This is a genomic window from Stenotrophomonas sp. GSD10, assembly GCF_056172695.1.
Map to the genome: position 1 here is coordinate 1895932 of NZ_JAOCMC010000002.1, position 25913 is coordinate 1921844.

Sequence of the window (25913 nt, forward strand, 5' to 3'; positions counted from 1 at the left end):
AGGCTGGCTGGCCTATTAGCACCAACATCGCGAAACTTTGGCTAAGACCGGAGGGGGCGATTGCCGAACCCACGATAACGATCACTAATCGATATCCATGTCAATCATCAGTCCGAGGTAGACGGCGACACCCTGATGTACCCTTGGCCGTAGACCGCTCAAAGTGTTTCGGAGAGGGGCAAAAGCATGTCCTGCCCCTGCGTGACGGGCGATAGGCATTGCTCTTAGACTCAGTGCGTCAGAATCCTGAGGAACCTCCATGCCAGAGTCCCTGCGATGGCTTCAGCAACCGCTTGGAGTCACAATCTTCTGGCTGTTGCTGGCGTTCCACGTCGCGGTTCTGGTACGCGCGATCACCCGGCGTGACCGAACTCCAGCCTCAAGAATCGCTTGGGTGGCGGTCGTTCTTTCCCTTCCTGCACTGGGCACAATCGCCTACCTCCTCCTGGGCGAAACCAGCATTGGTCGCGGTCGGATATCACGCCTTCATCGGGCCGAACGGATGCTTGGAGCCATCCCGATACCCCAAGCTCCACTGCTGCCTCCTGCTGCTCAGTTACTGTCCAATCTCTGCGCGACCACCAATGGACTGGGGCCTGTCGGCGGCAACAGGATCGAGCTGCTGGGCTCGTCTTCCGCCCTACCGAACGAGCCGATGCTCGACTCCGATGCGGCCATCGAAAGGCTGATTTCCGATATTGCTGAGTCCCGTGATCACGTACATGTCAGCTTCTACATCTGGCTGGACGATGGCAATGGCGGCAGAGTTGCCGATGCCATTGCCGCAGCAGCTCTCCGAGGCGTGGCATGCCGGGTAATGGTCGATTCTCTGGGGTCACGGTCATTCATCCGTAGCCGACGCTGGCAACAGTTGCGGGAAGCCGGAGTTCGCTTGCTTGCAACGCTGGACGACATCCCTCGTATAGGGCATCTGGCGCTGGGGCGACTTGACCTGCGCAATCACCGTAAGCTGGTCGTCATCGACAATGCAATTGCCTTCTGTGGCAGTCAGAACTGCGCGGACCCTGAGTTCAGGGTGCTTCCAAAGTACGCTCCTTGGGTAGATATCTTCCTGCGATGCGAAGGCCCTGTAGTGAGACAGGCACAGTGGCTGTTTCTGAGCACCTGGATGGCTGAAACCGGCGAGGAGTTGGAGTCGCTACCGTCTCAGCGCCCTTTGCCGGCCCTCTTTGCCCAAGGTGCGGTGGCCCAGATGTATGGCTGCGGTCCGTCAACAGTTGGCGACGCCATGTCGGATTCATTTGTCGGCGCGGTGTACGCCGCACGGCGAGAACTGCTGATCACTACCCCCTACTTCGTTCCAGACGAGGCCCTCCTACGGGCACTGTGCGCTGCGCCGCGCAGGGGCGTAAGAACCACGATTGTGTTTCCGAAACGCAACAACTCACTGTTGGTGGCTTACGCATGCCGCAGTACCTACCGTGACTTGCTTCAGGCTGGAGTATCCATCTACGAGTATCCACTTGGGCTACTTCACACCAAATCACTGACGGCAGATGGGCAATTCGCATTGGTTGGATCCGCCAATTTGGATCGTCGTAGCCTGCAACTCAACTTCGAGAACAACCTCCTCATCATGGATCCACTGGCAACGTCGGCTATCACGCATCGGCAGGAAGGCTACGTAAGTGTGTCTGAGCAGATAGCTCTCGAGGCGGTGGAGGCGTGGCCTTTCCATATGCGGCTTCTTCAGAATGCCATCGGCATGATGTCGCCCGTTCTCTAGAGGCGCCGGGCGATCAAGCTACGCCAGCGTCACCACAACATTCACGACCGCGGCGAGTAGTACGGTGTTGAAGGCGAAGGCCACGAGCGAATGCAGCAGGCTCACGGCTCGAATCTTCGACGAAGAGATGGACACATCAGCCGTCTGTGCAGCGACTCCGATGATGAACGCAAAGTAGAGAAAATCGCGTGCCCCAGGCGGCTTGTTCCCGGGGAAAAGCAATCCCGCGTGATGGCCATCCTGCTCACCTTCGTTCTCGCAAGACTTATCCGACTTTCTCCAGTACATGTGCGCGTAGTGCCAAGCCATCATTGCGTGGATGGTGGCCCAGGCGAGAGGCAGTGATGCCAGGGTCAGCCCCAGTTCTAGAGGCTTGTGTTGCTTCCCGCTTACGGAGATGACCAGCCCCACCGCCAGAGCTGCCGCTGCCAATGTAATGATGAACACCATCCACAGGGGCTCATCCCGGTGGCCTGCGTTCAGTCGGAGCCGTTCAGCGTCGTAAGTGGGGACGGAAGCCAGTGTCCTTGCCAGATAGGCAACAAAGAAAGCATCCACGCCTACCACCAGGGCCAGATACGGCGCAGAGTGAACTGCCCAACCCCAGGCGAGAAACCCTGCTCCGGCCGCCAGGTAGAAGCTTGCCCTAGCATGCGAAAGCTTGATCACGTTCCGGCTCCATTTGATGTCCAGCCAGCGACCTGGCGGAGATTCGACGAGGCTTGCCTGTCATTTCCGAGCGTCATTGGACTGCGATTGCGGGGATAGTCCATCAACTGGCGCCTCATTCAGTCACCTTGTTTTGTAGAGTCTGGATGCGCAACTCGAACAATGGCGCTGGCCATGGCGACACCATTTGGAATCACGACCTCGTTCCCTTGTGCATCCCGGAGGGTTGTGAAACCCAGAGAGATGCCCTCTACCCGGGCTTCGATGACTCCATTGGGAGCATACACGCGGACGGTATCCCCCACGCGCATCGCCTTTGACATGAGAAGTGAGAATCCTGCTATCAGATTACCGAGGGTGTCCTGGGCCGCCAGTCCTACTACAACTGAAAGGATGCCCGCCCCCGCAAGCATCGTCGACCCGAGGGTCCTGAGCTCAGGGATAAGGTGGGCATAGAGGCCGACGGCCAGCAGGTAGATCAACCACTGTCCCAGTACGCTTGCAAACTGGAGCGTGGTCCCATCCGTAAGCCGTGCGCCGATACGACGAGCTGATCTCCTGAGAAGTGCGGCACTGATCATGGCGAGAAGTGCGATGAGCGCCCCAATGGCCACTGCGCCTATGATGGATGAGGGATTCACTAAGGCGTTGACAGTAGTCTGCATCTCAACCTGCCATTGCCGCGAGTGCGCTTCTGGACGGAACAAAGAAGACGTTGCCAGTCACAGCTCTTGAGAAATCAAGAATTCGGTCGTGAAGCGGCGGCGGGTTGCCGATGAACATTCGCTCAAGCATCTGCTCGACCACCCAGAGATGTCTTGAATAGCCAATGAAGTAGGTCCCGTACTCGGCATCTGACGGCCTTGCAAAAGGCATGTTGTCCCGCAGGATGTCGTGTTCGACCCCATCCTTTGTAATGGTACACAGCGTCTTGTGCGACTTCTGATCTGCCTCTGGTGCGTCTGGAAGCTCGGTGTTCGTGAACTTTCTGCGACCGATGATCTGCTCTTGGACTTCAGTACTAAGGCCCTTCCAGGCTTTGAGATCGTGAAGATACTTCTGTGTGACAACGTAGCTTCCACCCGCGTGCGCGGGATCTTCGCTTCCGACGATAGTCGCCTCGGGGAGCGCCAAACCTACTGGATTGGCAGTACCGTCGACAAACTCCAGCAGATCGCGACCGTCAAAGTATCTGAATCCACTGACTTCGTCCTGCGCTGCAACTGTCCCTTCCAAGCCCTCGAAGAGCATCTGCTGGAACGCGACGATCAGATCCATTGACTTGGCGCGGATATGGAACAGGAGATCGCCTGGTGTGGAGACTGCCACATGCGCTGCGCCTCGGATCTCCCTGAACGGGCGTAATTCAGCAGGTGGCGCCGTGCCAAGGAGCGGGCCCCATGCGTTCGCGCCAATCCCGACGTTGCAGGTAAAGGTGCCGGTCACATCTCTGACGAGCACGTTCTTGATCAGATCGTCCAGGCTGCACAGGACCGTTCGAACGGTAGATAGGGACGAGGCGTCCCGCTCAATGGTAAGAACCAGGAAGGATGCAGCGATCGACAGTGGTGCATCGATCGGTTGCGGTTCGGGGGATTGCGGCGTCGCGTAGCTCATTGAACGCTCCTGGAGTGGGTCACCGATCACGCATGGCCAGCAGCAACCGCCGCAATCCATGCACCTGCTCGATCAGTTGAAGCGCAACGTCCACCCCTGCCTCATTGACCTCCATTTCAAACATAAGGTCGCGAACCAAAAGTGCTCTACTGAGATCTACACGCGTGTAGATCAGTCCATCCTCACCCTGCTGTGGAGAGATCCACTCCAGCTGGACCCAATGGCTCAGCACAGCCTCCTCAACGCCGGCCTGGTCGAGGATATCCTGAACACTGACAACCTCATTCAATGCGCTCATGCTGCACCTCCTTCCCGCGGATTGAAGGACGCACCCGTCTCCCAGGTCTTCACGAACTGGGCCAGCTCCACGTCCATAGGCTTCTGTAGAACAATCTTCAATCGGACGAACTCATCGCCTCGGCCACCGGAGCGCAATGGCATGCCCTGCCCTTTCAGCCGAAGCCGGGTGTTGCCATCTGAGCCAGCAGGCACGCCCACCTCGGCATGACCGGTTGGTGTCGGCACGGTAATGCGTGCGCCCAACACGGCTTCCTTCAAGGAAATGGGCACATCAATCGTGAGCGAGTCGCCCTCGGCAAGGAAACGTGGGTCTGGTGCAATCTCCAGCTCTATGAAGGCATCGCCGTCTCCCCCGTACCAGCACCCTTTGCGCCCTTGCCTCGAAGGCGGAGTGTTTGCCCCTGGGTGACGCCCGGTGGAATGTTCACATCCAGGGTGCCGCCATCGCCCAGGACCACGCGCTCAGCGCCTCCCTCGATGGCGCGCGCCAGGCTGATTTCGAGGTGATAGCGGAGGTCCTGGCCACGGCGGTTTGCGCGGGCATTCGACGTGCGACGGAAGAACTCGGCGAACGGATCACCGGCTTCGGCAAAGTCCGCGTAGCCGCCAAAGCCGCCGTCGCCATAGCCGGCATCGGCCTGGGCATAGTCGCGGTAGTACTCGCGGCGCGGGCGCTCCGCTCCGGTTTCGTCGATCGCCCCTTGGTCAAACAGCGCCCGCTTCTCCGGATCGACGAGCAGCCTGTAAGCATTGGCGACATCTTTGAACTTTTCTTCCGCGGCCTTGTCGCCTGGGTTCAGGTCGGGATGCAGCTTCCTGGCCAACCTCCGGTACGCCTTCTTGATCTGATCCGTCGTGGCGTCACTGGCAACACCAAGCGTTTCGTATGGACTGCTCACTCCAACCTCCATTCGTTCATGTCATTTGAGGAATTCAACGCGCTGGGACGGTCCTCGGCCGCCTCTGGCATCCACAGTTCAACGACGGTCCCGGCTGGCCCCGTACTCGCCACAGAGAGGCTTCCGCTATGCCGCGACGCCAACATTTGGCTGATCGAAAGGCCGAGCCCGGTGCCCTGATGGTGCTTGGTCGTGAAGAAGGGCTCGAAGATCCGCTCCAGGATGTCCTGCGGGATGCCGCCGCCGGTGTCGGAAATCCGCAGCGCCACTCCAGGTGCACCGTGGATGTCATCCGTGTCCTCGGTGGCTAGTCCCAGGACACCGCCGCCCGGCATGGCATGGAGTGCATTGATCATGATGTTCACCAGGATCTGCTGGATTTCCCCTCTGTTGGCCCTGATGAGTCGGGTGGAATGAAACCTCTTCTCGATCATGACGGGCTGGCGTTTGGTCAGGTGCTGTACCAGCGGTAGCGTTTCCAGCAGCAGGGATGAAGGTTCCAACAGTTCGTATTCCGCTGCGTGCTCGCTGGGTTTTGAGAACTGAAGCAGCTTGGACACGATCGTACTGATGCGCTGGATTTGATCCTCGATGAGGTCAAACTCCTCCTTGCCGCCTGGTCCGAAATCCTGGAGCACGACTTCACGCAGGAGCTCCAGATTTCCCTGCATCACTGCGAGCGGATTGTTGATCTCATGTGCGACACCTGCGGCGATCTCGCCAATAGTTGCCAACTTCTCTTTCACAATCAGGTGCTGCGTTGCTTCCTCCAACTGACGGTTGGCAAGCAGCAGTCCCGCCGTCCGCTCCTCTACCCGCGTGTTGAGCTCCTCGTTCCAGGCCATCAGCTGCCGCTCGTTGTCCTGCAGCTGGTTGAGCATCTGGTCCAGCTGCGATGCCAGTCGCCCGATCTCGTCGTTGGAGCCACGCGCGCCTGCGCGGGCGTTGCGATCGCCGGCGTTGACCCGCGCAATGGCTGCGTCCATCCTTTCCAGCGGACGAAACACGCCGCGAGCGATATACAGAAACAGAGGGACGGTAATTGCCGCAACCAGCAGGCAACCGAGGACTATCATTCCGATGGCGTTCCGTCGCGCGGTAGCGAATGGCTCGTCCGAAAACCCAACGAAGAGCATGCCGACCGGCACACCCTCACCGTCCCGAATCGGCATATAGCCTGAGACATACCAGTCATTGACCACGAAGGCCTTTGCCAACCACGTTCTGCCTTGACCAAGAACCGCTGCGGCCACTTCCGCTGACGCTCTCGTGCCGGACGCTGGGCGCCCGCCGGGCAGCTTGGCATTCGTGCTGATGCGGGTATCGCCAAGGAAAAGGGACGCGATACCGGCACTTCCGGTGCGCATGCCGTTGTCCCGATAGATCAAGTCCGTGATCTGGTCGATGAAGTGCGTGTTGTGGTTCAGCAGTGTGCCCGCGACCAGCACTCCTGGTTGCTGGCCGGGCAAGTTCACTGGAGTGGCAGCCTGGATCATCAGTGCGCGCCGTTCATATGTGCTCGGCGGCGCCTGCTCTCCCGGCTCTGGCAGACGGACTATCTCCGCACGCGCCGCCAACTGGGGCGAGAGCGCTCGCAGGTCATCCTCTTGCACTACGCCTACCTGCACGTCGGAGACGCCGTTGAAGGCCTTCTCAATCACTGGCCACTTGAGCAACACGGCCTTCTCCGATGACGGTTCGCTGCTGGCCAGGAGATGGCCATCTCGATCAAGCAGCGCAATGAAGTCCAATGCACCTGGAAGGGCTTTTGATGCAAGCAATGTGCTGACAGCGTCCCTATCACCACCAACTGCGCTATGAAAGCCCTCCGAGTCAGCGATGGCAGCAAGTGATGCACGGTCGTTGATCAGCAACTGGTTCATGTACTGCCCAGCAATCTTCAGATCACTGCCGACCTTGGAGGACAGCAGTTCATCGAAACGCTTGTCCCACTTATAGATGAGCACGCCAACGATCATTGGCAGGATCACGACCATCGGAAGGATCGCGATCAGCAGCAGGCGATGGCGGACGGAGCGCACTCGTTTCATTGCCGTTCCCTAAGCTGATACGTTCCAGCTGGAACATTTGCGGTCGATGGTCTTCCGCGAAATCCCCAGAATGCCGGCTGCCTGTTCGCGATCTCCACCCGTTTCGCGTAGTACCGCCAGGATGTGCCGACGCTCGACCTCGGACAGAAGTCGACTGCGCGGATCAGACAGAGATTCGAGCCGTTCAAGATGCGACGGAAAATGGCCCAGGATAAGGCTGCGCTCCACGTAGTTGTGCAGTTCGCGGACATTGCCCGGCCAAGAGTAGTGCTGGAGATAGGCACGGGTTCGTTCATCGAACGGAATGGGATGTAGACCAAGCTGCAGCCCCAGTTCGCGCATGAATCCGGCCGCTAGTTCCAGTACGTCCGTCCCCCGGTCGTGCAGGCGCGGTATCTGCACCTCCAGTACATTGATGCGATAGAAGAGATCGGCCCGGAAGGTGCCGTCCTTCACTGCTGCGACCAGATTCTTATTTGTGGCGAAGACGAAACGGACATCGATGGGAGTCTCACGCTCTGCCCCGACCGGACGTATCCGCCTATCCTCAAGCATGCGCAGAAGCTTGCCTTGGAACGCCAGTGGTAGGTCGGCGACCTCATCGAAGAACAGCGTCCCACCTTGAGCATATGACACCAAGCCTTGGCGTGATGCTTGCGCCCAGTTGAACGCCCCCTTCAGATGGCCGAACAGTTCACTGTCAATCAGCTCGGCCGGGATCGCTGCGCAGTTGATAGGAATGAAGGGGTTCGAGGCGCGCGTGGAGAGCGAATGCAACGATCGTGCCGCCACCTCCTTGCCCACGCCGGACTCTCCAGTGAACAAAACACTGCTGGGCAAGGGCGCCACTTTTGCGATCAGGTCGCGAGTGGCTTGGATCACTCGCGAGCTGCCGGTGAGCTTGTCGCGCAGTGGTGAAGGCGCGCCCGATCCATGCAGTTCGTGGCGTAGAACAGCATTTTCGCGCTGCAGTCGACCGCGCTCCAGACAGCGAGACAGGGCCGCCAGCAGCTGGCTGGTTCGGAATGGCTTGAGTAGGAAATCAGCGGCGCCTGCACGGATCGCCCCGATGGCCGAGTCCAGGTCCGCGTAGGCGGTGATCAGAATGAAGTCAGCCGACGTACCCTCCCGGCGCTGCTCCTCCAGCCAGACGATGCCACTCTTCCCAGGCATCACGTTGTCGACAACGACTATGTCGAAGTGGCGCTCGGCCAGATGCTTCTCTGCTTCTTCAGTGTCTGCAGCCGCTTCCACAGCCTTGCATCTTGGCCGCAGGGCGCGTACCAAAAAACTGCGCATACCTGGCTCGTCGTCGACGATCAGGATCGACGAATCTGAAAGATCCGGCCAAGCGACATCGCCACCGGCGTGCTCTTCGGCTGCATGAATGGCGCTCTTGGGCGTCATATTTCCCTCGGTTCTGTATGTGCTGCGTTAAACGCTGTGTGATTTCAATCGGAGACGTGCGACGGCGCCTGCCACTTTCGTCGCCTCATCTCAGTGATCGTTCTGTCCGCTCGCTGGCAAGTTCTTCCCACGGCTTCCATTGCCGGCGTCGGTGTTGGCGAACTCTAGGATCGACATCATCTCGCGCTCAACTATCTGCCGCAGCGAATACAGTGGGAGCGCGTTGGGTGCAAGGCTGAAGGGTTCTTCCAGCTGGTGCCCGAGTGCGTCAAGACCAAAAAACGTGTAGGCCACTATCAATACTGGCAATAGCGTCCACCAGCCGAGTGACCCAGCCAGTGCGAACGGCAGCATGGTGCAGAACACGATGGCGGTGCGGTGCAGGAGCAATGAGTATGAGAACGGCACCGGCGTATTGAGGATGCGCTCGCAGCCCCTTGGATACGAGCTAGCGTGCTGAGTTGGCCGTCAAGGACAGAGTACTGGATCGAGTCGATCTTGCCGCTCCTGACGAGTTGCAGGCAATGATTTCCGACACTTTCAAGTACCGCATTTGTTGGATTGGGACCCTTTGCGGCGGCTCCGATATTGCACCAAAGGCCGATTGCGTCGGCCTCGCTGTTTCTCCGCAGCCTGGCCGTCAGGCCTGCCGTGAATCCACAGAGGCCATGAATGATCTGCGTTCGATCCTCAGGAGCAAGGGCCGCCGTCTGCCGTGCTAGCGATCTACAGGCGATGATCAGTTCTCCCCATAGATGCCTTGCTTCCCACCATCGGGAATAGCAGGCATTGTTGCGGAAGCTCATGAACACCGACAGCGCGATGCCAATTAGCGTGAACGGAACGGAGCCGAACCGGGCGAAGATACCCGGGTGCTCAAGCGACGCAAGAATGGCGATGATGCTGATCAACGCGATCAGCATCAAATGCCTCGCGATCTTCGGAAGAATCGTGCCTTTGACCGCAAATGCAATGTCCCACATCGTCGGTTGGCGCCGCATCCTCATTTCGACGTCCTGGCGTACGTTCCTCATGTCGACCTCTTGCTCGTCAATGGGACTGCCGTAACGCCCCGCTCCACTGAAGGGGCTTGTGGTCAGCGACATGGCTGCACTCTTCCTGCGATGGTCAGGCAGGTATGCAGGCCAGTAGCCTGGGGAGAGCTTTCGCTTGTTGACGGAATGATCATGTCAGTTGAGCCACTTGGGAAGCACCTGTTGCAGGAGTAAGGTGCACTTGGGGAAACTGGATTCACTGTTCGTCCGGATACCCTTCCCCAAACCCTGCATGAGCATTGACGGACAGGGGGAGGCACGTGGACGCATTGGTTGTAAAGACCTCTACCGAGAGATTGCGAGGCGGCAAGGGTGGGTAAACCTGGGCTACCAGCTGGACTATCTGGACATTACTGTCCGGAGCTGTACTGAGTTCTTTTCCGTGTACCACCTGGCCCGACTCCATATGCACTACCTGCTGCCCGAAGAAGCGGATGTCCTGAGGGTCGTGACTGATCAATAGCAGCGGGATGCTCGTCCGGGCCAGCACTGCCTGCAGTTCATGACGCAGGTGCTGGCGCAGGTCATGATCGAGCGCGGAGAACGGCTCGTCCAGCAGCAGCGCCCGGGGCTGGGTCACCAGTGCCCGCGCCAAGGCCGTGCGCTGCCGCTGTCCGCCGGAAATCTGTGATGGCAGCAGATCCCCCACCGTGTCGATGCGGAAGGCGTGCAACCACTGCTCCACCGCATCGAAGCGCTGGCCCACGCGCGGATTCAACCAGCCCTTCTGCAGCCCGAACGCCACGTTCTGGCGCACACTCAGGTGCGGGAACAACGCGTAATCCTGGAACACGTAGCCCAACCGGCGGCGCTGCGGCGGCAGGTCCACACCGGTGGCCGCATCGAAGAGGGTCTGCCCCTGCAGGCGCACATGGCCCTGCCCTGGCCGCAGCAGCCCCGCCACCGCCTTCAGGGTCAGGCTCTTGCCTGCACCTGAAGGTCCGAACAGCACCACCTGCCGCTGCATGCACTGCAGCGTGACGTCCAACACAAAATCCTGGCCGGCCGCCTGCAGGCGACGCTGCACCTGCAGGTCAAGCCACATCGCGCAGCTCCTGGCGACGCCCGCCTGCCAGCCGCGCGGCCAGCAACAGGGTCACGATGCAGACCACCGAGGTGAGGATCACCAGTGCATTGGCCTTGTCATCCTGTCCGGCCTGCACCGCCTCGTAGATGGCGATCGACAGCGTCTGCGTGCGGCCCGGAATGCTGCCCGCCACCATCAATGTCGCGCCGAACTCGCCCATCGCGCGCGCAAACGCCAGCAGCAGGCCGGCAAGAATGCCGCGCCACGCCAGCGGCAGCGTGACGCGAAAGAACACCGCTCCTTCGGACACGCCGAGCGTGCGCGCAGCCTGCTCCAGCTGCCCGTCCACGTTCTCGAACGCGGCGCGTGCCGGCTTGAACACCAACGGAAACGAGGCCACCGCCGCCGCGATCACTGCGGCCTGCCAGGTGAACACCAGGTTGATGCCGAACCACGATTGCAGCCACGCGCCGATCGGGCCGTTGCGGCCGACCAGCACCAGCAGGTAATACCCCAGCACCGTCGGCGGCAGCACCATCGGCAGGGTCAGCAGCGAATCTAGCAGTTCACGGCCGGGAAAGCGCCGACGCGCCAACAGCGCAGCCAGCGCCACGCCCAGCACCAGATTGATCGCGGTAGCCCAACCGGCCACCTTCAGCGACAACCCCAGCGCGCTCCAGTCCAGGTCCATGCGTCAGGGCTTGCCGAATCCGTGCCTGGCCAGGATCGCCTGGCCCTGCGCCGAACGCACGAAGGCAGCGAAGCGCCTGGCTTCCGCCGGCTGCGTACTGGCCTTTGCCACTGCCAGCGGATAGGCGATTCGCCCGGACACCGGCACCACGAACGCACGGCGCACCCGCTCGGGCATCGCCTGTGCATCGGTGGCATAGACGAAGCCGGCATCCACTTCGCCGCGCGCCACGTAATCCAGCGACTGGCGCACGTTCTGCGTGGTGATGGCCTTGCCCTGCACTGCCGGCCACAGCCCGGCCGCTTCCAGCGCGCCCTTTGCGTAGCGGCCGACCGGTACGCTGTCCGGGTTGCCCAGTGCGATGCGCTGCACGCCGGCACCGGTCAGGTCCTTCAAGGTACGCGGTGCAGCCTTGGCCTGCGGCGGCACCACGACCCACAGCGCGTTCACCGCGAACACCTCGCGGGTGCCGGCCGCCAGCAGATCCTGCTGCTGGGCCTGGTCCATGGTGATTTCATCGGCCGACGCGAACACATCCACCGGCGCGCCGCGGCTGATCTGCTGCAGCAACACGCCAGAGGCGGCGAAGTTGAAATCGACCTTGGTCCCCGGGTGCGCCTTCTCATAGGCGGTGCCCAGTTCGCGGAAGCTCTCGGTCAGGCTCGAGGCCGCCGACACCGTCAGATCGGCCGCCCAGGCCGGCACGGTCGCCAGCAATCCCAGCAACAGCAGTCCCACTCGCTTCATTATCGGATCCTTGGTCAGTGGGGTTGCGATCAGTTTCACCGCCAATCGTTCGTATCGCAGGCTATGCGTAGCCTTCCTTTTCCTGGCTCATTCTTGGACAGAGGGTGCGCGACGATGCGGACCTCGTTGGCGCAGGCTGTCTCGTACATCCACGTCGAACTGAATTTGCAACGAAATGTCATCGAGGGCGATGCTGAAACCCAGGCCATCTCGACAAGGCAATCTTGCAGCCAAGGTCCTAATCGCTTCGCGGGGAAGCACCAGACGGCAGTACTCACCTGCACTGAGGACCACAGCCTGTTCCCCAGCGTGCAGCGACAGCACGACGCCCCAACCGTAGTCGCCGCCGAGCCGCGTCATGTTTTCCAGTGACTCGCCAACCAGCAATCGCGCTAGCTCCTCCTCATCAACGCGCAGGCGAATTGCTTGCCGTTGCATCTGGACTTTCATGATGCGATGGACTCCAGATCGGCTGGGCTATTGCAGTTAAGAAGCAGCTTGCGTTCGTTGTCTGCCAGTGGCAGCTCGATCGCCCCCAAGCGTTCCTGAACAGCGCGCAGCGAACGGTGGGCTGGTGACTTCTCGATCAGTTCCTGCAACACACGCCGGCACTTGCTATCAATCTGCAACCGCATCGGCAATGGTTCGTCCGTGAACAGCGTGCAGGCTGCTGTGGGCTCAGCAAACAACCGCTGTAGTAGCCCTGGGGTCACATTGGGCATGTCCACCGGCAGCACCAACGTAGCGCCTTCGGGCATGCACATGGCCACGCTGTAGAGGCCACCCAGCGGGCCGCAGCGTGCCAAGCGATCTGCAATCCCCCCGAAGGCTGGATAGTTGCCACTCACCCATACCCGTCGGCAACCGGCCTGCCGCAGCAGGCCGCGCACGTGCTCAAGCAGGGTGCGTCCGTGCCACGGCAGCAGCGCCTTGTCGCGTCCCATGCGGGTGGACAGGCCGCCGGCCAGCACGATGCCATCAATGGGAATGTTCGTGATCGTGCGCATGGTCATGGCCGGGTTCGCTGTCGGCATGGCACAGGCTGCAGCCCTCGCTCCACGTACTGTCGCCGTCCTCGTAATGCTCCTGCTTCCAGATCGGGCACTGGTGCTTCACCACCTCGATCAACTGCCGACAGGCCCGGAACGCCTCGTCTCGGTGCGGGCTGCCGGCGGCCACCACCACCGCCACATCGCCGATGCCCAACCGGCCCTTGGCATGGGCCACATACAGCTTCAGCTTCGGCCCGAACGTGGCTTCGACCTCGGCGGCCAGGCGCTTGAACTCATTCAGCACCAGCGGCTCGAACAGGTCGTAGGTGATCCCGGTCACCCGCCGGCCCACATTGACGTCGCGCACCTTGCCGATGAACACATCGATGCCGCCGAAGCCCGGATCGGAGACCGCCGCGATGCCCTCGGCCGGATCGATCGCCGCCTGCGCGCGGTCCACTACCTTGGCGATGTTCTTCTCGCTCATCGGTCAGCCCCCACTTACCGGTGGCAGGATCGCCACCCGGCCATCGTCGGGCAGCGCGTCGTGGTCGCGCAGCACCTGTTGCTGGTCGGCGAATGCCGAGTAATCCAGCAGGCCGGCACGGAAACCCGGCCAACGCAGCGGCAGCAGCTCTCGCAGCGCCTGGCGCAGATCGCCCACGGTGCTGCCAGCCACCTCCACCGCGATTTCGCGGCTGGCATCCAGATCGGAAAACGCGCCGAACAACTGCAGATTTACCTGTCTCATCACGGCTCCTGGCTCGCCAGCTGCACCGGGTCATGATGACCCCAGCCCTGCACACGCACCGGCGTGCCGGCAGGGGCCAGACCGCCCTCGCCTTCCAGCACCACCCAGGCGTTGGCCTGCAGCATGGACATCAAACGGAACGACTCCTGCCCGGCGAGCACGCGCGCACTCAGCCGGCCCTGCGCATCCACTTCCACCCGCGCCCGCGCGTGGAAGCGCAGGCCAGGTGGCGTGCGGACGTCGGCCTGCAGGGGCAACGTCAACACCGGTTCCGGTGCCAGCCCCAGCAGGCGGCGCAGTACCGGCTCGACGAAGAAGCGCTGGCCGACCGCAGCCGACACCGGGTTGCCCGGCAGGCCGAAGTACAGCGCACCATTGGGCAGCACCGCGAACAGCAGCGGCTTGCCTGGGCGGATTGCCACCTTGTGGAAGATGATGATGGCTCCGCGCGCTAGCAGTGCATCGGGAACGAAATCGTAACGGCCGGCCGATACCGCGCCAGTGCTGATCAACAGCTGCGCACCCGCGTCCAGCGCTTCATCCAGCACCGCATTGAATGCGGCCACGTCGTCGCCCACCGTGCCCTGCCAGACCACCTCGGCACCGGCGGCCTGCAGGCGGCCGGCCAGATACGGCCGGTTGCTGTCACGGATCTGCCCGGATTCCAGCGTCTGCGCCGCCTCTGTCACAAGTTCCTTACCGGTGGCGATCACCGCGGCCCTTGGCCGTGCCACCACCGGCACTTTACCCACGCCGATGGCATGGAGCAGAGTGCGCGCGTTGATGTCCAGCACCTGCCCGGCCTGCAGCACGCGCTCGCCGTCGCTAACGTCTTCGCCACGCAGGCGCACGTTCTGGCCCGGCTTTACCGTGCCCTTCAAGGCAATGCGGGTCGGGCGTCCTTCCTCGCTGGCGAGGATCTCCACGTTCTCGACCGGTACCACCGTATCCAGCCCGGCCGGCATGCGCGCACCGGTCATGATTTCCCAGGCACCCTCGCCGCCTTCGGCACCTGCATCACCGGCTGCCTGCCAGCCCTGCACAGCGAACTCGGTACCAGCTTCGAACGTCGCGCCGTTGGCGCGCAGCGCGAAGCCGTCCATCGCCGAATTGTCGAACGGCGGCAATGACTGATCACTATAGATGTCACTAACCAGCGTTCGGCTATCGGCACTCTCGAGCGGCAAGCGCTCAGCCGGCAGCGGCGTGGCAGTAGCCAGCATTAACTGCAGCGCTTCGCTATAGCTGATCATGCGCCCTCCCGCTCGCGTTGATCGGCAGATTGGAGACCAGAGAAATGTCGCCCTCCCTCTACCATCGCCAGCGCATGACCCAGCACCGGTGCCAGGATGTCCAGGCACTGCGCCGCAGCCTTCGGGCTGCCCGGCAGTGCGAACACCAGCATGTTGCCCAGCTGCACCACCTCGGCGCGGCTCAGCCAGGCCATCGGCGTGTGCTGCGCACTCAGCGCCCGCACCATCTGCGCCAGGCCATGCACCGGCCGCGCGTTCAAGGAACGCAGCGCCTCCGGGGTCAGGTCACGCGGGCCCAGCCCGGTACCTCCGGTACACAGGCACAGGCGCACGCCCTCGGCGGCCAAAGCCTGCAGGTGACCCGCCAATGGCTCGATGCCATCGGGCAGTACTTCGGCGGCCACCACCTCGCCACCCAGCTTTTTCAGGCCGGTCACCAGGGTCGGGCCAGAGATATCCTCATAGGTGCCTTCGCTGGCGCGATCACTCAGCGTGATCACCGCGCAGGCCGCACCCTCCAACCCCTTTGGCGCACGCGGGTTGAAACGCTCACGCTCGGCCTCGTCCATGCCATCCGGGTGCAGCCAGACCCCGCGCTTGCCGCCTTCCTTGAACAGCAGGCGGATGCCTTCGATGCGCAGTGCCGGTTCCACTGGCTTGCTCAGGTCGTACAGGGTCAGCAACGCCGCGTTGACCCCGGCCAGTGCTTCCATCTCCACGCCGGTGCGCGCTTCGCTGGCGCACTCGCACCACACGCGGATCGCCTGCCGCTCCGGCACCGGCGCGCAGAACACCTGCACCAGTTCCAGCGGCAGCGGATGGCACAGCGGCATCAGCATCGACGCCATCTTCGCACCCTGCAGGCCGGCAATCTCGGCCATCACCAGCGCATCGCCCTTGGGCAGGCGCCGCTCGACGATCAGTGGATACGCCACCGGGCCGGCATGCAGCTCGCCCACCGCCACCGCACGGCGGCGGCTGATGCGCTTGTTGCGGACATCGGCCATGTGGAAGGCCGCGTTCAATTCCCCACTCATCGTGTTGCTCATCCTCCGATGGAGGCCAGGTGCGGGGTCAGCCCGGTCTGGCCCTGGTGCAGTCCGTGCCCGGCCGCTTTCAGGCCAAGCTGGGTAGTGATACGTGCCAGCAGCGCGTCATGGTCATCGTCGCGCTGCAGCAGCGGGCGCAGCGGCACGCCGAACTCGCCGAACAGGCACAGCCGCAGGTCGCCCCTGGCGGTCACCCGCAGGCGGTTGCAGCCCTTGCAGAAGTCACGCGAATACGGCGCGATGATGCCGATGCTGCCGCGATGGTCGGGGTGACCGAACTCGCGCGCCGGGCCGGCATCGGCCGCGCGCGGCTGCTCGTGCCAGCCCGCGGCCAGCAGCTGCTCGATCACCCGATCGGCGCGCAGGTGGTGGCGCTGGAAATAGGCTTCGTTGTCGCCGGTGCGCATCAGCTCGATGAAGCGCACGCTGAAGGGGCGGTCACGCAGGTAGTCCATCCACTGCGGCAGCTCGTCGTCGTTCAGGCCGCGCAGCAGCACCGCGTTGAGCTTGATTGCCGAAAGGCCCAGCGCCTGCGCCAGGGCCAGGCCCTGCTGGATCTCCGGCAGGCGGTCATGGCCGGTGATGGCGTGGAAGCGCTCGCGTTGCAGGCTGTCCATGCTCACGTTCAGCGCAGTCAGGCCTGCCCGGTGCCAACCCGGCAGGCGCCGCGGCAGCAGCGTGCCATTGGTAGTGATGGCCACCTTGCGGATGCCCGGCACCGCCGCCACGGTGGCGATGATCTCGTCCAAGTCCTTGCGCAGGCTGGGCTCGCCGCCGGTCAGGCGGATCTTGCTCATCCCCAGCGCGGCAAAGGCCCGCACCAGTCGCGCGATTTCATCCACCTGCAGGAAGCGCGGGTGGCTATCGGCCTGGTAACCGTCGGGCAGGCAGTAGCTGCACCGGAAGTTGCAGGCTTCGGTGAGCGACAAGCGCAGGTACGGAAAACTGCGACCAAAGCCGTCGGTGAGTTTCCGCGCAGGCTGCCCCGACCCGGCCGGGGCCGGCGCTTCTGGTACCCGGATGAGCTGGCCTGACATGTTTCCTCCTCCCGACGGCGCGTCGGAATTGTTACTGCGAAATGACCACGCGCACTGGGATCGACTTCGCTGCGGGGGTCCCGCTGATACGGTCGAAGTAGTCCAGCGGCAGCAGCGGATTGAGTTCAGGGTAGTAGCCCGCCACTGCGCCCCGTGGCATGGGATAGTCCAGCACAGTGAGACCATCGACCCGGCGGTGCACCCCATCGCTGGAGATCGTTTCCAGGCTGACCTGCCCTTCCTTGCTGATCCCGCGCGCCACACGATCCTCCAGGTTCATGAAGAGGATCATGCGGTCGTTGTACACGCCACGATAGCGATCGTTATAGCTGTAGATCGTCGTGTTGTACTGGTCATGGGAGCGCACCGTCGCCAGCCGCAGCATGGTCGGATCGTCGACCACATCATTCACTTCCAGTCCCGGGAACACCAGGATGTTGGCCTTGCCATTAGGTGTCGGCCATTCTCGACGGCGTGGCGGAATGTCCAGGTGGAAGCCTTGCTTCGCTTGGATCCGCTCATTGAAGCCTGTATAGATTTCGGGATAGACCGCCGCGATCAGATCGCGGACGTGGTCGTAGTCGTACATGCAGGCGGCCCAATCGACCCTGCTGTCGGGCAGTGCTGCCATTGCCATGCGGCATACGATCTCCACCTCCGGCAGAACATGCTCGCTCACCGGCTGCAGCACGCCTCGCGAGGCGGTCACATTCGACATCGCGTCCTCGATAGTGATGAATTGCTCGCCCAATGGTGTATGGATCCATTCCGACCGCGCTACCACGGGAAGGATCAACGCCTCCTTCCCGTGCACCAGATGGCCACGGTTGAGCTTGGTGGCAATGCCAACAGTGAGTTCCAGATTCCGCATGGCCCGGTAGGACACCTCGGTATCGGGCACGGCGTGGATGAAGTTGCCGCCCATGCCAATGAAGACCTTGGCAGTTCCCGCCAGCATCGCCTCGAGTGACTCCACGACATGGTGCCCATGCTCGCGTGGTGGCTCAAAGCCGAATACTTCACGGACCCGGTCGAGATAGCGTTGCGTCGGCTTCTCGTCGATGCCGACAGTGCGGTCGCCCTGCACGTTGGAATGTCCACGGATGGGTGCGATACCTGCGCCAGGCTTTCCGAAGTTTCCGCGCAGCATCAACAGGTTCGCCACCTGCTGCAGTAAGCGCGAGCCCTGCTGGTGCTGGGTCAGACCCATGCCGTAGCAGATGATGGTCGCACGGGAGCGGACGTATATCTCGGCGCAGCGCAGGATCTGTTCCTTCTTGATCCCGGACACCCGCACAATCTCGTCCCAGTCCTGCGCCATCACCTCGTCGCGCAACGCATCCAGCCCGACCGTGTGCTCGGCCAGGAATTGGTGGTCGAGCACCGTTTCACCGGCGGCTTCCCGCTCGAACATGGCCTTCATCATGCCCTTGATCAGGGCCAGATCACCACCAATCCGAATGTGAACGAACTCGCTGGAAATCTCGGTGGAACCGAACGTCGCCATCTGCACGACGTCCTGCGGCTCGGCAAAGCGGATTAGAGCGCGCTCTGGCATCGGGTTGACCGCAACGATCGGAACCTTGCGCTTTCGTGCCTCCACAAGGTTGGTCATCATTCGAGGTGAGTTCGTACCCGTGTTCTGCCCGATGACGAAGATGGCCTCCGCATGCTCGAAGTCATCCAGCACGATGGTGCCCTTGCCGATACCGATTGCCGGCGGCAGACCGCGGCTGGTTGGTTCGTGGCACATGTTGGAGCAGTCTGGGAAGTTGTTGGTTCCGAACTCCCGAACGAAGATCGAGTACAGGAACGCAGCTTCGTTGGGTGTGCGCCCAGATGTGTAGAACTCTGCCTCATGCGGGCTCGACAAAGAGCGCAGGTGACGTCCGATCGTCGCAAAAGCGTCATCCCAGCTGCATGGAACATAGTGATCGGTCGCCGCGTCATAGCGCATGGGCTCGGTTAGCCGGCCTTGCATCTCCAGCCAGTAATCGGATTGCGCCATCAGCTCCTGCACTGTGTGCTGGGCGAAGAACTCACGAGTCGCGCGATGCTTGGTCGCTTCCCATGCCAATGCCTTGGCCCCGTTCTCGCAGAACTCGAGCTTCTTGGTGTGATCAGCATCCGGAAACGCACAGCTGGGGCATTTGAATCCTCCCGGCTGGTTCATCGACAGCAGGGCCTTGGAGCCCTTGGTGATGACACTCTGCTGCATCAAAACCTTGGCTGTCGCACCTGCGGCTCCCCAGCCACCGGCGGGATGATCGTAGGCCTTGTAACGGGGGATCTTCTGCTCTGGCATGACAGGCACTCGCGACACAAGTTTTGGGAGTGAGCAAAGTTAAGCACGCAACAGATTCGGCAGCTACGGACAGTGTGTCCGGCCCTACCGGACAGTCCGCCCTCGCTGCGACCGGGCGCGACGCAGTGGCGCGGAAAATCACATTGACTGTCGCAAACTGTCAGAGGGTCGGTGACGGTTGAGCACAGTCATCACAAAATTTTCACATCGCGCACCATCAAAAGAATTCCTTTGAATTCAGACGCCTCTATGTCCCCTCGCCGCCTACATGGCACTCCATCGGCGTGCCGTGGCCCAAGCTGTCCGTTCATTTGCGTCAAATTGTCCATGCACGCGTATTCGCTGTTTTTGGACGTAGTAGCGTGCGCGTCCTAGGGATAGTCTCTCCAACATTGGAGCCCTACACGGATATCGTGGCGCCCTGCCCTGTCAACGGGCCGGCTGTCGCGTACACCCCGGCTCCCCAACTCGCCAGGCCACTTCATATGTTTGAGCCCAGCCCAGTGCTCGCGGGAGACACAGACGGCATCGCGCGCCGGCGGACCATCCAATGGCGTGGTGATGTACGCCGCTCGATCATGGACAGCGTCGCTGAAGAAGTCCCGGTGGCCATGCTCTACAACGATGTTGCGTTCTCGGTGATGATGTCGAGCCCTGCGAATCTGGAGGATTTCGCCCTCGGCTTCTCGCTGACGGAAGGACTGATTGCTGACCCAGCCCAGTTCCTAAGCGTAGAAGTCCGCCCGCGCCTGGAAGGCATAGAGCTGGCCATGACGGTTACCAGTGACGCGCCGGTCCTTGCTGCAGCCACAACAAACAGAGGGCGCAACCTGCCTGGCCGTAGTGGTTGCGGCATCTGCGGGGCCAGCCAGCTAGAGGAGGTCATTCGCAGGCCAACGCCACTTGACCATCCCGCAACCTGCTCTGCGGCTTCAGTGCGTTTGGCTTTGGCCTCGCTGAAGCAGGGCCAGCCGATGAATGCTGCTGCAGGCTCAACCCATGCGGCAGCTTGGGCAGACCAAGATGGCCGCATTCTGCAGGTTCGCGAAGACGTTGGCCGGCACAATGCGCTCGACAAGCTGATCGGCTCCCTCGCGCGACGCTCGATATCGACAAGGGCCGGCATCCTGGTGCTATCCAGCCGCGCCAGCTATGAAATGGTCAGCAAGGCTGCCATTGCCGGAATGGCAATCGTCGCTGCAGTTTCGGCTCCGACCGCGTTGGCTATCGACCTTGCAAAAGCAGCAGGGATCTGCCTCGTTGGCTTTGCGCGCAGTGAAGGCTTCAATGTGTACTCCCACACCAACCGTCTGTTGGAACTGGACTCCATTGCACTTGCTCATGCATGAGCACCTAGCCAGCACGATTTCCGATCACGTTGCCGAGACTGAGGGCGCCACGATGCCTCCCGAGTGCTTTGATCTATACACGAATCCAGCCCGCCCAACATTGGCGCTCTACGTGCGTAAAGGCGCCGGTCTTCCGGACCTTGCCGATTCGTCGGGCTGGTCGATCGAGGGTGAAATCTGGTCTAACGAAATTCCTCCCGATGTACTGAAGACCCTGGAAGCCAATGGGCACGTCTTCCAGGAGCTGGGTGCCTGATCTGATAAGCCCGGCCTTGCAGATGCCGGGCCAAGCGACGACCGCTATGCCTGGGCACGGTAGGCCTTTGCGGTTGGCTGAAGGACTTCAGCCTGTACGAACTGTGCATTTCACCGTTCGCGATGAAGTGCATGCTTCCAGCGACTTTCTGCCTCCTTTCTCCGCTCCATCGAACCCTCGAGACCTCTATGGACGCACTTATCCTGTCGCGGATCCAATTCGGCTTCCTCATCAGCTTCCACGTGCTGTTTCCGGCGTTCACCATTGGCCTGGCGAGCTGGCTGGGTTTCGTGGAGTGGCGATGGCTACGAACCCGGAACCCTGTCTGGCGTGAGCTCTTTTTCTTCTGGCAGAAGATCTTCGCAGTCTCGTTCGGAATGGGGGTGGTCAGCGGCATCGTCATGGCCTTCCAGTTCGGCACGAACTGGCCACGCCTGAGCCAGGTCGCAGGAACGGTGATCGGCCCGCTGCTGACCTACGAGGTCCTGACCGCATTCTTCCTGGAAGCCAGCTTCCTTGGGGTGATGATGTTTGGCTGGGGCCGGGTCTCGCCGCGTCTGCACTTCCTGTCCACTTGCATGGTCGCGCTTGGAACGCTCTTCTCGACCTTCTGGATCCTGGCATCCAACAGCTGGCTGCATACGCCTGCCGGATACGAAATGGTCAATGGCGTCGTGCATCCAGTGAACTGGGCGGAGGTGGTCTTCAATCCGTCGTTCCCGTTCCGCCTGGCGCACATGGCGCTGGGTTCCTTCATCACTACCTGCTTCGTCATTGGCGGCGTGGGTGCTTGGTACCTGCGACGCAAGGAGCACGCGGAGGCCGGCAAGAAAATGCTGAAAGCAGCAGTTGTCTTCGCCGCACTCATCGTCCCAATCCAGATTTTCGTAGGCGATATGCACGGCCTCAACACCCTTGAGCACCAACCAATGAAGATTGCTGCCGTTGAGGGCCATTGGCACCAGGGCCCGCCCGGCGAGGGCGTTCCGCTTGTGGTCTTCGCCGTACCCAACGAACAGCAGGAGCGGAACGATCTGGAGATTGCCATCCCGCGGGTCGGCAGCCTCATCCTTACGCACTCTCTGGACGGCACATTTGCGCCGTTGACGTCAGTACCTCCCAGTGAACGGCCGCCGGTGCTTCCTGTCTTCTATGCATTCCGGATCATGGTTGGACTGGGCAGCCTGATGTTACTGGTGGCTTGGCTCTCAGCACTCGCCCTGGTGCGCAAGAAGCTATTCGGGTCACCACTGCTGTTGCGCGTATGGAACTGGATGCTTCCAAGCGGCTTCATCGCGCTGGTCGCAGGCTGGTTCGTCACTGAGATGGGACGCCAGCCATGGATTGTCTATGGCGTTTTGCGTACCGCCGATGCGGTGGGGCCACAAACTGCCTGGATGACCGCGCTTTCGCTGGCGGTCTACATCGCAGGTTATGCATTCGTCTTCGGTTGGGGGATCTGGTATCTGGTCAAAATCCTGCGCTACGGCCCGCGCGCTCATGATGCCGGTCCATCGCTCGAGGGCGGCGACCGTACTCCGGCGCGCCCGATCTCCGCTGCCGATCAATCCCTCTGAGGAGCGCTGACATGGACTCGATCACGTGGTTGCCCGTTGCCTGGTTCGGCGTCATCAGCTTTGGTGTTCTGATGTATGTCGTTCTGGATGGCTTTGTGCTGGGTATCGGCATTCTGGCGCCGTTTGCGGAGGACGAAGAGCAGCTGGATGTCATGATGAACACCGCCGCCCCAATCTGGGACGGCAACGAAACCTGGCTGGTGCTGGGCGGCGCTGGATTGCTGGCGGCTTTCCCCAAGGCTTACTCCGTGCTGCTTTCGGCGCTTTACCTGCCTGTGCTTCTGCTTCTCGTATCGCTGGTTTTCCGCGGGGTGGCCTTTGAGTTCCGGTTCAAGGCTCATCGTTCGAAACGCCTCTGGAGTGTCGCGTTTGGCCTCGGCTCACTGTTGGCGGCGTTCTCGCAGGGCGTGATCCTGGGCACGGTGGTTCAAGGCGTGCCGGTGGTGAATGACGCATACGTCGGGGGTCCCTTCCTGTGGTTCAGTCCCTTTGCCATGCTCACCGGTGCCGCGCTGGTGGCTGGCTATGGTCTGCTCGGCGGTACGTGGCTGATCCTGAAGACGGAAGGGCGGACCCACGCCTTGGCCAGGCGCTTGACCCGCCCGCTGGTGGTCGCGGTGATCGTGGCGATGGGGCTGGTCAGCAGCTGGCTCCCGTTCCTCGACCTGCGGTTGATGGCCCGGTGGTTCAGTGACGGGAACTTCTGGTGGCTGTCCCCTGTTCCGCTGCTCACTCTGGCCGTCGCCGTGGCCCTGTGGCGGGCCGAGAAGCGTCCGGCACATCACCTAGCGCCCTTCGTGCTCAGCCTGTCGCTGTTTATTCTTGGCTATCTGGGCCTTGTGCTTGGGATGTGGCCCTATCTCCTGCCGCCGACACTGACGCTCTGGGAGGCAGCTGCACCGGCATCCTCGCTTGGCTTCAGCTTGGTCGGTCTGGCGGTCATGCTTCCCGTTATCCTGGGCTACACCGCGTGGTCCTACCGTGTCTTCCGCGGCAAAGTTAGTGCTGAGACCAGCTATCACTGAACACGTAACAAAGCCTGGATCGTAGGCGCCGGACAGAAACAGCAAGGGCGCAACGGGATTCCGTTGCGCCCTTGTACTGTCTGCCCTTGGCGTGTTGAATGGCGCGCCAAATTGCTTTTACTTGTCCTTGACCTCGGTGAAGTCCGCATCCACGACGTCATCACCGCCGCCGGCACCGTGGTCAGGACCACTGCCGCCCGCCTGTGGCTGCTCCTGCGACGTAGACGCTGACAGAAGCGGAGCGGCCACACGCTCCAGGGCCTGCGTCTTCGACTCAATCTGGGATCTATCTTCGCCCTTCATCGCCAATTCGACGCTGGACAGTGCCGCTTCGACTTCGCCGATGACTTCGCCGCCGACCTTGCTTCCATGTTCGCGTACCGCATTCCGCACCGTATAGACCAAGGCATCGGCTTGGTTTCGGGCAACAACCAGTTCCTGAAATTTCAGGTCATCGTCACGATGCTTCTCTGCATCGCCGACCATGCGTGCGATCTCTTCCTCGGACAGGCCTGAACCGGCCTTGATTTCGACCTTCTGTTCCTTGTTGGTCTTCTTGTCCTTGGCCGACACGTGAAGGATGCCGTTGGCGTCGATGTCGAAGGACACTTCCACCTGCGGCAGGCCGCGCGGGGCCGGCTCGATGCCGGTCAGGTCAAACTTGGCCAGCGACTTGTTGAAGCGGGCCTGTTCGCGTTCGCCCTGCAGTACGTGGACAGTTACGGACGGCTGATTATCCTCTGCGGTCGAGAAGGTTTGTGAAGCCTTGGCCGGAATGGTGGTGTTCTTATCGATGATCTTGGTGAACACGCCGCCCATGGTCTCGATGCCCAGCGACAGCGGGGTCACGTCCAGCAACAGCACGTCCTTGACGTCACCGGCGAGCACCCCGCCCTGGATCGCCGCACCCAGCGCCACGGCTTCGTCCGGGTTGACGTCCTTGCGCGGCTCCTTGCCGAAGAATTCGGTCACCGCCTGCTGCACCTTCGGCATGCGGGTCTGGCCACCGACCAGGATCACGTCGTCGATATCGCTCGACCGCAGGCCAGCATCGTTCAGGGCGACGCGGCACGGCTCGATCGACTTCTTGATCAGGTCGTCCACCAGGGCTTCCAGCTTGGCACGGGTGAGCTTGATGTTCAGGTGCTTCGGACCGGAGGCGTCAGCGGTAACGTACGGCAGGTTCACTTCGGTCTGCTGGGCACTGGACAGCTCGATCTTGGCGCGTTCGGCGGCGTCCTTCAGGCGCTGCAGGGCCAGCGGATCCTTGCGAAGGTCAATACCCTGTTCCTTGTTGAACTCATCCACAAGGTAGTCAATAACCCGCTTGTCAAAGTCCTCGCCGCCCAGGAAGGTGTCGCCGTTGGTGGCCAGCACTTCGAACTGCTTTTCACCGTCGACAGTGGCAATCTCGATGATCGACACGTCGAAGGTGCCGCCGCCCAGGTCGTACACCGCGATCTTGCGATCCTTGTTGTCGCCCTTGTCCAGGCCATAGGCCAGCGCGGCCGCGGTCGGCTCGTTGATGATGCGCTTGACGTCCAGGCCGGCGATGCGGCCGGCGTCCTTGGTTGCCTGGCGCTGGCTGTCGTTGAAGTAGGCCGGCACGGTGATGACCGCCTCGGTGACCTTCTCACCGAGGAAGTCCTCGGCGGTCTTCTTCATCTTTTCCAGCACCTTGGCCGAGATTTCCTGCGGGGCCATCTTCTTGCCGTCGCTGGTGGCCACCCACGCGTCGCCATTGTCGTGGGAAATGATGCTGAATGGGACCAGGCTAAGGTCTTTCTGGACCTCAGGATCCTCAAACTTACGTCCAATCAGGCGCTTTACGGCGTAGAAGGTGTTCTTCGCGTTAGTGACCGCCTGGCGCTTGGCAGGTGCGCCCACCAGGATTTCCCCTTCCTTGGTGTATGCAACGATCGACGGCGTAGTGCGATCGCCCTCTGAGTTCTCAATCACGCGAGCCTTTGTGCCCTCGATGATCGCCACGCATGAGTTGGTCGTGCCCAAATCGATACCAATGATCTTGCCCATCATCTTCACCTTGGGTTGTCTGGAACTGCAATGCCACGAGCGGTGATGGCCCTTGTCGATATGGTCACCCCGCTC

24 protein-coding genes and 2 pseudogenes are annotated in these 25913 nt (G+C 61.6%); 5 read left to right on the forward strand and 21 right to left on the reverse strand.

Annotation, left to right across the window (positions count from 1 at the left end):
- Window positions 1-259: 259 nt before the first annotated feature.
- On the forward strand, window positions 260-1747 hold the full coding sequence (cls, locus tag N4G47_RS09020) for a cardiolipin synthase (protein ID WP_475286571.1): 1488 nt from the start codon (window positions 260-262) through the stop codon (window positions 1745-1747).
- An 18-nt stretch (window positions 1748-1765) separates the two neighbouring features.
- On the opposite strand, the gene N4G47_RS09025 is transcribed toward cls, so the two are convergent.
- The 20 genes and pseudogenes from N4G47_RS09025 to N4G47_RS09120 form a co-directional block, all read right to left on the reverse strand.
- The gene (locus N4G47_RS09025) at window positions 1766-2416 is read right to left on the reverse strand and encodes a DUF1345 domain-containing protein (protein ID WP_475286573.1); all 651 of its coding nucleotides are present in this window, start codon (window positions 2414-2416) and stop codon (window positions 1766-1768) included.
- 119 nt (window positions 2417-2535) lie between these two features.
- Window positions 2536-3081, reverse strand: a complete 546-nt coding sequence (locus tag N4G47_RS09030; RefSeq protein WP_235643828.1) for a mechanosensitive ion channel family protein — start codon at window positions 3079-3081, stop codon at window positions 2536-2538.
- Window position 3082: 1 nt separating this feature from the next.
- Complete coding sequence (locus tag N4G47_RS09035; protein WP_475286576.1) at window positions 3083-4033, reverse strand: Dyp-type peroxidase; 951 nt, start codon at window positions 4031-4033, stop codon at window positions 3083-3085.
- A gap of 19 nt (window positions 4034-4052) precedes the next feature.
- A complete protein-coding gene (locus N4G47_RS09040; protein WP_061479473.1) occupies window positions 4053-4331 on the reverse strand; it encodes a chaperone modulator CbpM in 279 nt (92 codons plus the stop codon).
- A complete protein-coding gene (locus N4G47_RS09045) occupies window positions 4328-4666 on the reverse strand; it encodes a DnaJ C-terminal domain-containing protein (protein WP_475289918.1) in 339 nt (112 codons plus the stop codon). Before N4G47_RS09045 ends, N4G47_RS09040 begins: the two co-directional genes overlap by 4 nt.
- Window positions 4663-5232: a DnaJ domain-containing protein gene (locus N4G47_RS09050; RefSeq protein WP_475286578.1), complete on the reverse strand. Its 570-nt coding sequence runs from the start codon at window positions 5230-5232 to the stop codon at window positions 4663-4665. The genes N4G47_RS09045 and N4G47_RS09050 overlap by 4 nt, the downstream gene beginning before the upstream one ends.
- Window positions 5229-7283 (reverse strand): sensor histidine kinase, encoded by a 2055-nt coding sequence (locus N4G47_RS09055; RefSeq protein ID WP_475286580.1) that lies wholly within the window; start codon window positions 7281-7283, stop codon window positions 5229-5231. Before N4G47_RS09055 ends, N4G47_RS09050 begins: the two co-directional genes overlap by 4 nt.
- A gap of 9 nt (window positions 7284-7292) precedes the next feature.
- Window positions 7293-8690: a sigma-54-dependent transcriptional regulator gene (locus N4G47_RS09060; RefSeq protein ID WP_475286581.1), complete on the reverse strand. Its 1398-nt coding sequence runs from the start codon at window positions 8688-8690 to the stop codon at window positions 7293-7295.
- 90 nt (window positions 8691-8780) lie between these two features.
- Window positions 8781-9796: pseudogene (locus tag N4G47_RS09065) on the reverse strand (bestrophin family protein).
- A 334-nt stretch (window positions 9797-10130) separates the two neighbouring features.
- Window positions 10131-10790 (reverse strand): annotated as a pseudogene (locus N4G47_RS09070) (ATP-binding cassette domain-containing protein); the annotation flags it as partial.
- Window positions 10780-11463 (reverse strand): molybdate ABC transporter permease subunit, encoded by a 684-nt coding sequence (gene modB, locus N4G47_RS09075; protein WP_475286582.1) that lies wholly within the window; start codon window positions 11461-11463, stop codon window positions 10780-10782. The pseudogene N4G47_RS09070 and the gene modB, both read right to left, overlap by 11 nt.
- A 3-nt stretch (window positions 11464-11466) precedes the next feature.
- Window positions 11467-12210 carry a molybdate ABC transporter substrate-binding protein gene (gene modA, locus N4G47_RS09080; RefSeq protein ID WP_475286584.1) on the reverse strand — a complete coding sequence of 248 codons (744 nt, stop codon included), beginning with the start codon at window positions 12208-12210 and terminating at the stop codon, window positions 11467-11469.
- A gap of 87 nt (window positions 12211-12297) precedes the next feature.
- Window positions 12298-12660 (reverse strand): hypothetical protein, encoded by a 363-nt coding sequence (locus N4G47_RS09085; RefSeq protein ID WP_475286586.1) that lies wholly within the window; start codon window positions 12658-12660, stop codon window positions 12298-12300.
- Window positions 12657-13223 carry a molybdenum cofactor guanylyltransferase gene (gene mobA, locus N4G47_RS09090; protein WP_475286588.1) on the reverse strand — a complete coding sequence of 189 codons (567 nt, stop codon included), beginning with the start codon at window positions 13221-13223 and terminating at the stop codon, window positions 12657-12659. The genes N4G47_RS09085 and mobA overlap by 4 nt, the downstream gene beginning before the upstream one ends.
- Window positions 13189-13689: a molybdenum cofactor biosynthesis protein MoaE gene (locus N4G47_RS09095; RefSeq protein WP_475286589.1), complete on the reverse strand. Its 501-nt coding sequence runs from the start codon at window positions 13687-13689 to the stop codon at window positions 13189-13191. The genes mobA and N4G47_RS09095 overlap by 35 nt, the downstream gene beginning before the upstream one ends.
- A gap of 3 nt (window positions 13690-13692) precedes the next feature.
- Window positions 13693-13953 carry a MoaD/ThiS family protein gene (locus N4G47_RS09100; protein ID WP_235643812.1) on the reverse strand — a complete coding sequence of 87 codons (261 nt, stop codon included), beginning with the start codon at window positions 13951-13953 and terminating at the stop codon, window positions 13693-13695.
- Window positions 13953-15206, reverse strand: a complete 1254-nt coding sequence (locus N4G47_RS09105) for a molybdopterin molybdotransferase MoeA (protein ID WP_475286593.1) — start codon at window positions 15204-15206, stop codon at window positions 13953-13955. Before N4G47_RS09105 ends, N4G47_RS09100 begins: the two co-directional genes overlap by 1 nt.
- On the reverse strand, window positions 15203-16243 hold the full coding sequence (gene moaCB, locus N4G47_RS09110) for a bifunctional molybdenum cofactor biosynthesis protein MoaC/MoaB (RefSeq protein ID WP_475286595.1): 1041 nt from the start codon (window positions 16241-16243) through the stop codon (window positions 15203-15205). Before moaCB ends, N4G47_RS09105 begins: the two co-directional genes overlap by 4 nt.
- A gap of 8 nt (window positions 16244-16251) precedes the next feature.
- Window positions 16252-17292 carry a GTP 3',8-cyclase MoaA gene (gene moaA / locus N4G47_RS09115; RefSeq protein WP_475286597.1) on the reverse strand — a complete coding sequence of 347 codons (1041 nt, stop codon included), beginning with the start codon at window positions 17290-17292 and terminating at the stop codon, window positions 16252-16254.
- Window positions 17293-17323: 31 nt separating this feature from the next.
- Complete coding sequence (locus tag N4G47_RS09120) at window positions 17324-19597, reverse strand: FdhF/YdeP family oxidoreductase (RefSeq protein WP_475286599.1); 2274 nt, start codon at window positions 19595-19597, stop codon at window positions 17324-17326.
- 485 nt (window positions 19598-20082) lie between these two features.
- On the opposite strand from N4G47_RS09120, the gene fdhD reads away from it, so the two are divergent.
- From fdhD to cydB, 4 genes are all read left to right on the forward strand, one after another.
- Window positions 20083-20946 (forward strand): formate dehydrogenase accessory sulfurtransferase FdhD, encoded by an 864-nt coding sequence (fdhD, locus tag N4G47_RS09125; RefSeq protein ID WP_475286601.1) that lies wholly within the window; start codon window positions 20083-20085, stop codon window positions 20944-20946.
- Entirely contained in the window at window positions 20939-21202 is a 264-nt protein-coding gene (locus N4G47_RS09130) for a hypothetical protein (RefSeq protein ID WP_475286603.1), read from the forward strand. Before fdhD ends, N4G47_RS09130 begins: the two co-directional genes overlap by 8 nt.
- A 188-nt stretch (window positions 21203-21390) precedes the next feature.
- Window positions 21391-22779, forward strand: a complete 1389-nt coding sequence (locus N4G47_RS09135) for a cytochrome ubiquinol oxidase subunit I (protein WP_475286605.1) — start codon at window positions 21391-21393, stop codon at window positions 22777-22779.
- Between the two features lie 11 nt (window positions 22780-22790).
- Window positions 22791-23804, forward strand: coding sequence for a cytochrome d ubiquinol oxidase subunit II (gene cydB, locus N4G47_RS09140; RefSeq protein WP_100465344.1), 1014 nt, complete (start codon window positions 22791-22793; stop codon window positions 23802-23804).
- 117 nt (window positions 23805-23921) lie between these two features.
- On the opposite strand, the gene dnaK is transcribed toward cydB, so the two are convergent.
- The gene (dnaK, locus tag N4G47_RS09145; RefSeq protein WP_475286607.1) at window positions 23922-25838 is read right to left on the reverse strand and encodes a molecular chaperone DnaK; all 1917 of its coding nucleotides are present in this window, start codon (window positions 25836-25838) and stop codon (window positions 23922-23924) included.
- Window positions 25839-25913: the final 75 nt, after the last annotated feature.

Coding starts and splice junctions, on each gene's coding strand:
- cydB (WP_100465344.1), top strand. CDS start 22,791: ATGGACTCGATCACGTGGTTGCCCGTTGCCTGGTTCGGCGTCATCAGC.
- N4G47_RS09100 (WP_235643812.1), bottom strand. CDS start 13,953: ATGAGACAGGTAAATCTGCAGTTGTTCGGCGCGTTTTCCGATCTGGAT.
- modA (WP_475286584.1), bottom strand. CDS start 12,210: ATGAAGCGAGTGGGACTGCTGTTGCTGGGATTGCTGGCGACCGTGCCG.
- N4G47_RS09130 (WP_475286603.1), top strand. CDS start 20,939: ATGCATGAGCACCTAGCCAGCACGATTTCCGATCACGTTGCCGAGACT.
- N4G47_RS09035 (WP_475286576.1), bottom strand. CDS start 4,033: ATGAGCTACGCGACGCCGCAATCCCCCGAACCGCAACCGATCGATGCA.
- N4G47_RS09060 (WP_475286581.1), bottom strand. CDS start 8,690: ATGACGCCCAAGAGCGCCATTCATGCAGCCGAAGAGCACGCCGGTGGC.
- moaA (WP_475286597.1), bottom strand. CDS start 17,292: ATGTCAGGCCAGCTCATCCGGGTACCAGAAGCGCCGGCCCCGGCCGGG.
- N4G47_RS09040 (WP_061479473.1), bottom strand. CDS start 4,331: ATGAGCGCATTGAATGAGGTTGTCAGTGTTCAGGATATCCTCGACCAG.
- dnaK (WP_475286607.1), bottom strand. CDS start 25,838: ATGGGCAAGATCATTGGTATCGATTTGGGCACGACCAACTCATGCGTG.
- moaCB (WP_475286595.1), bottom strand. CDS start 16,243: ATGAGTGGGGAATTGAACGCGGCCTTCCACATGGCCGATGTCCGCAAC.
- mobA (WP_475286588.1), bottom strand. CDS start 13,223: ATGACCATGCGCACGATCACGAACATTCCCATTGATGGCATCGTGCTG.
- N4G47_RS09135 (WP_475286605.1), top strand. CDS start 21,391: ATGGACGCACTTATCCTGTCGCGGATCCAATTCGGCTTCCTCATCAGC.
- N4G47_RS09055 (WP_475286580.1), bottom strand. CDS start 7,283: ATGAAACGAGTGCGCTCCGTCCGCCATCGCCTGCTGCTGATCGCGATC.
- N4G47_RS09095 (WP_475286589.1), bottom strand. CDS start 13,689: ATGAGCGAGAAGAACATCGCCAAGGTAGTGGACCGCGCGCAGGCGGCG.
- N4G47_RS09120 (WP_475286599.1), bottom strand. CDS start 19,597: ATGCCAGAGCAGAAGATCCCCCGTTACAAGGCCTACGATCATCCCGCC.
- N4G47_RS09085 (WP_475286586.1), bottom strand. CDS start 12,660: ATGAAAGTCCAGATGCAACGGCAAGCAATTCGCCTGCGCGTTGATGAG.
- fdhD (WP_475286601.1), top strand. CDS start 20,083: ATGTTTGAGCCCAGCCCAGTGCTCGCGGGAGACACAGACGGCATCGCG.
- N4G47_RS09030 (WP_235643828.1), bottom strand. CDS start 3,081: ATGCAGACTACTGTCAACGCCTTAGTGAATCCCTCATCCATCATAGGC.
- modB (WP_475286582.1), bottom strand. CDS start 11,463: ATGGACCTGGACTGGAGCGCGCTGGGGTTGTCGCTGAAGGTGGCCGGT.
- cls (WP_475286571.1), top strand. CDS start 260: ATGCCAGAGTCCCTGCGATGGCTTCAGCAACCGCTTGGAGTCACAATC.
- N4G47_RS09105 (WP_475286593.1), bottom strand. CDS start 15,206: ATGATCAGCTATAGCGAAGCGCTGCAGTTAATGCTGGCTACTGCCACG.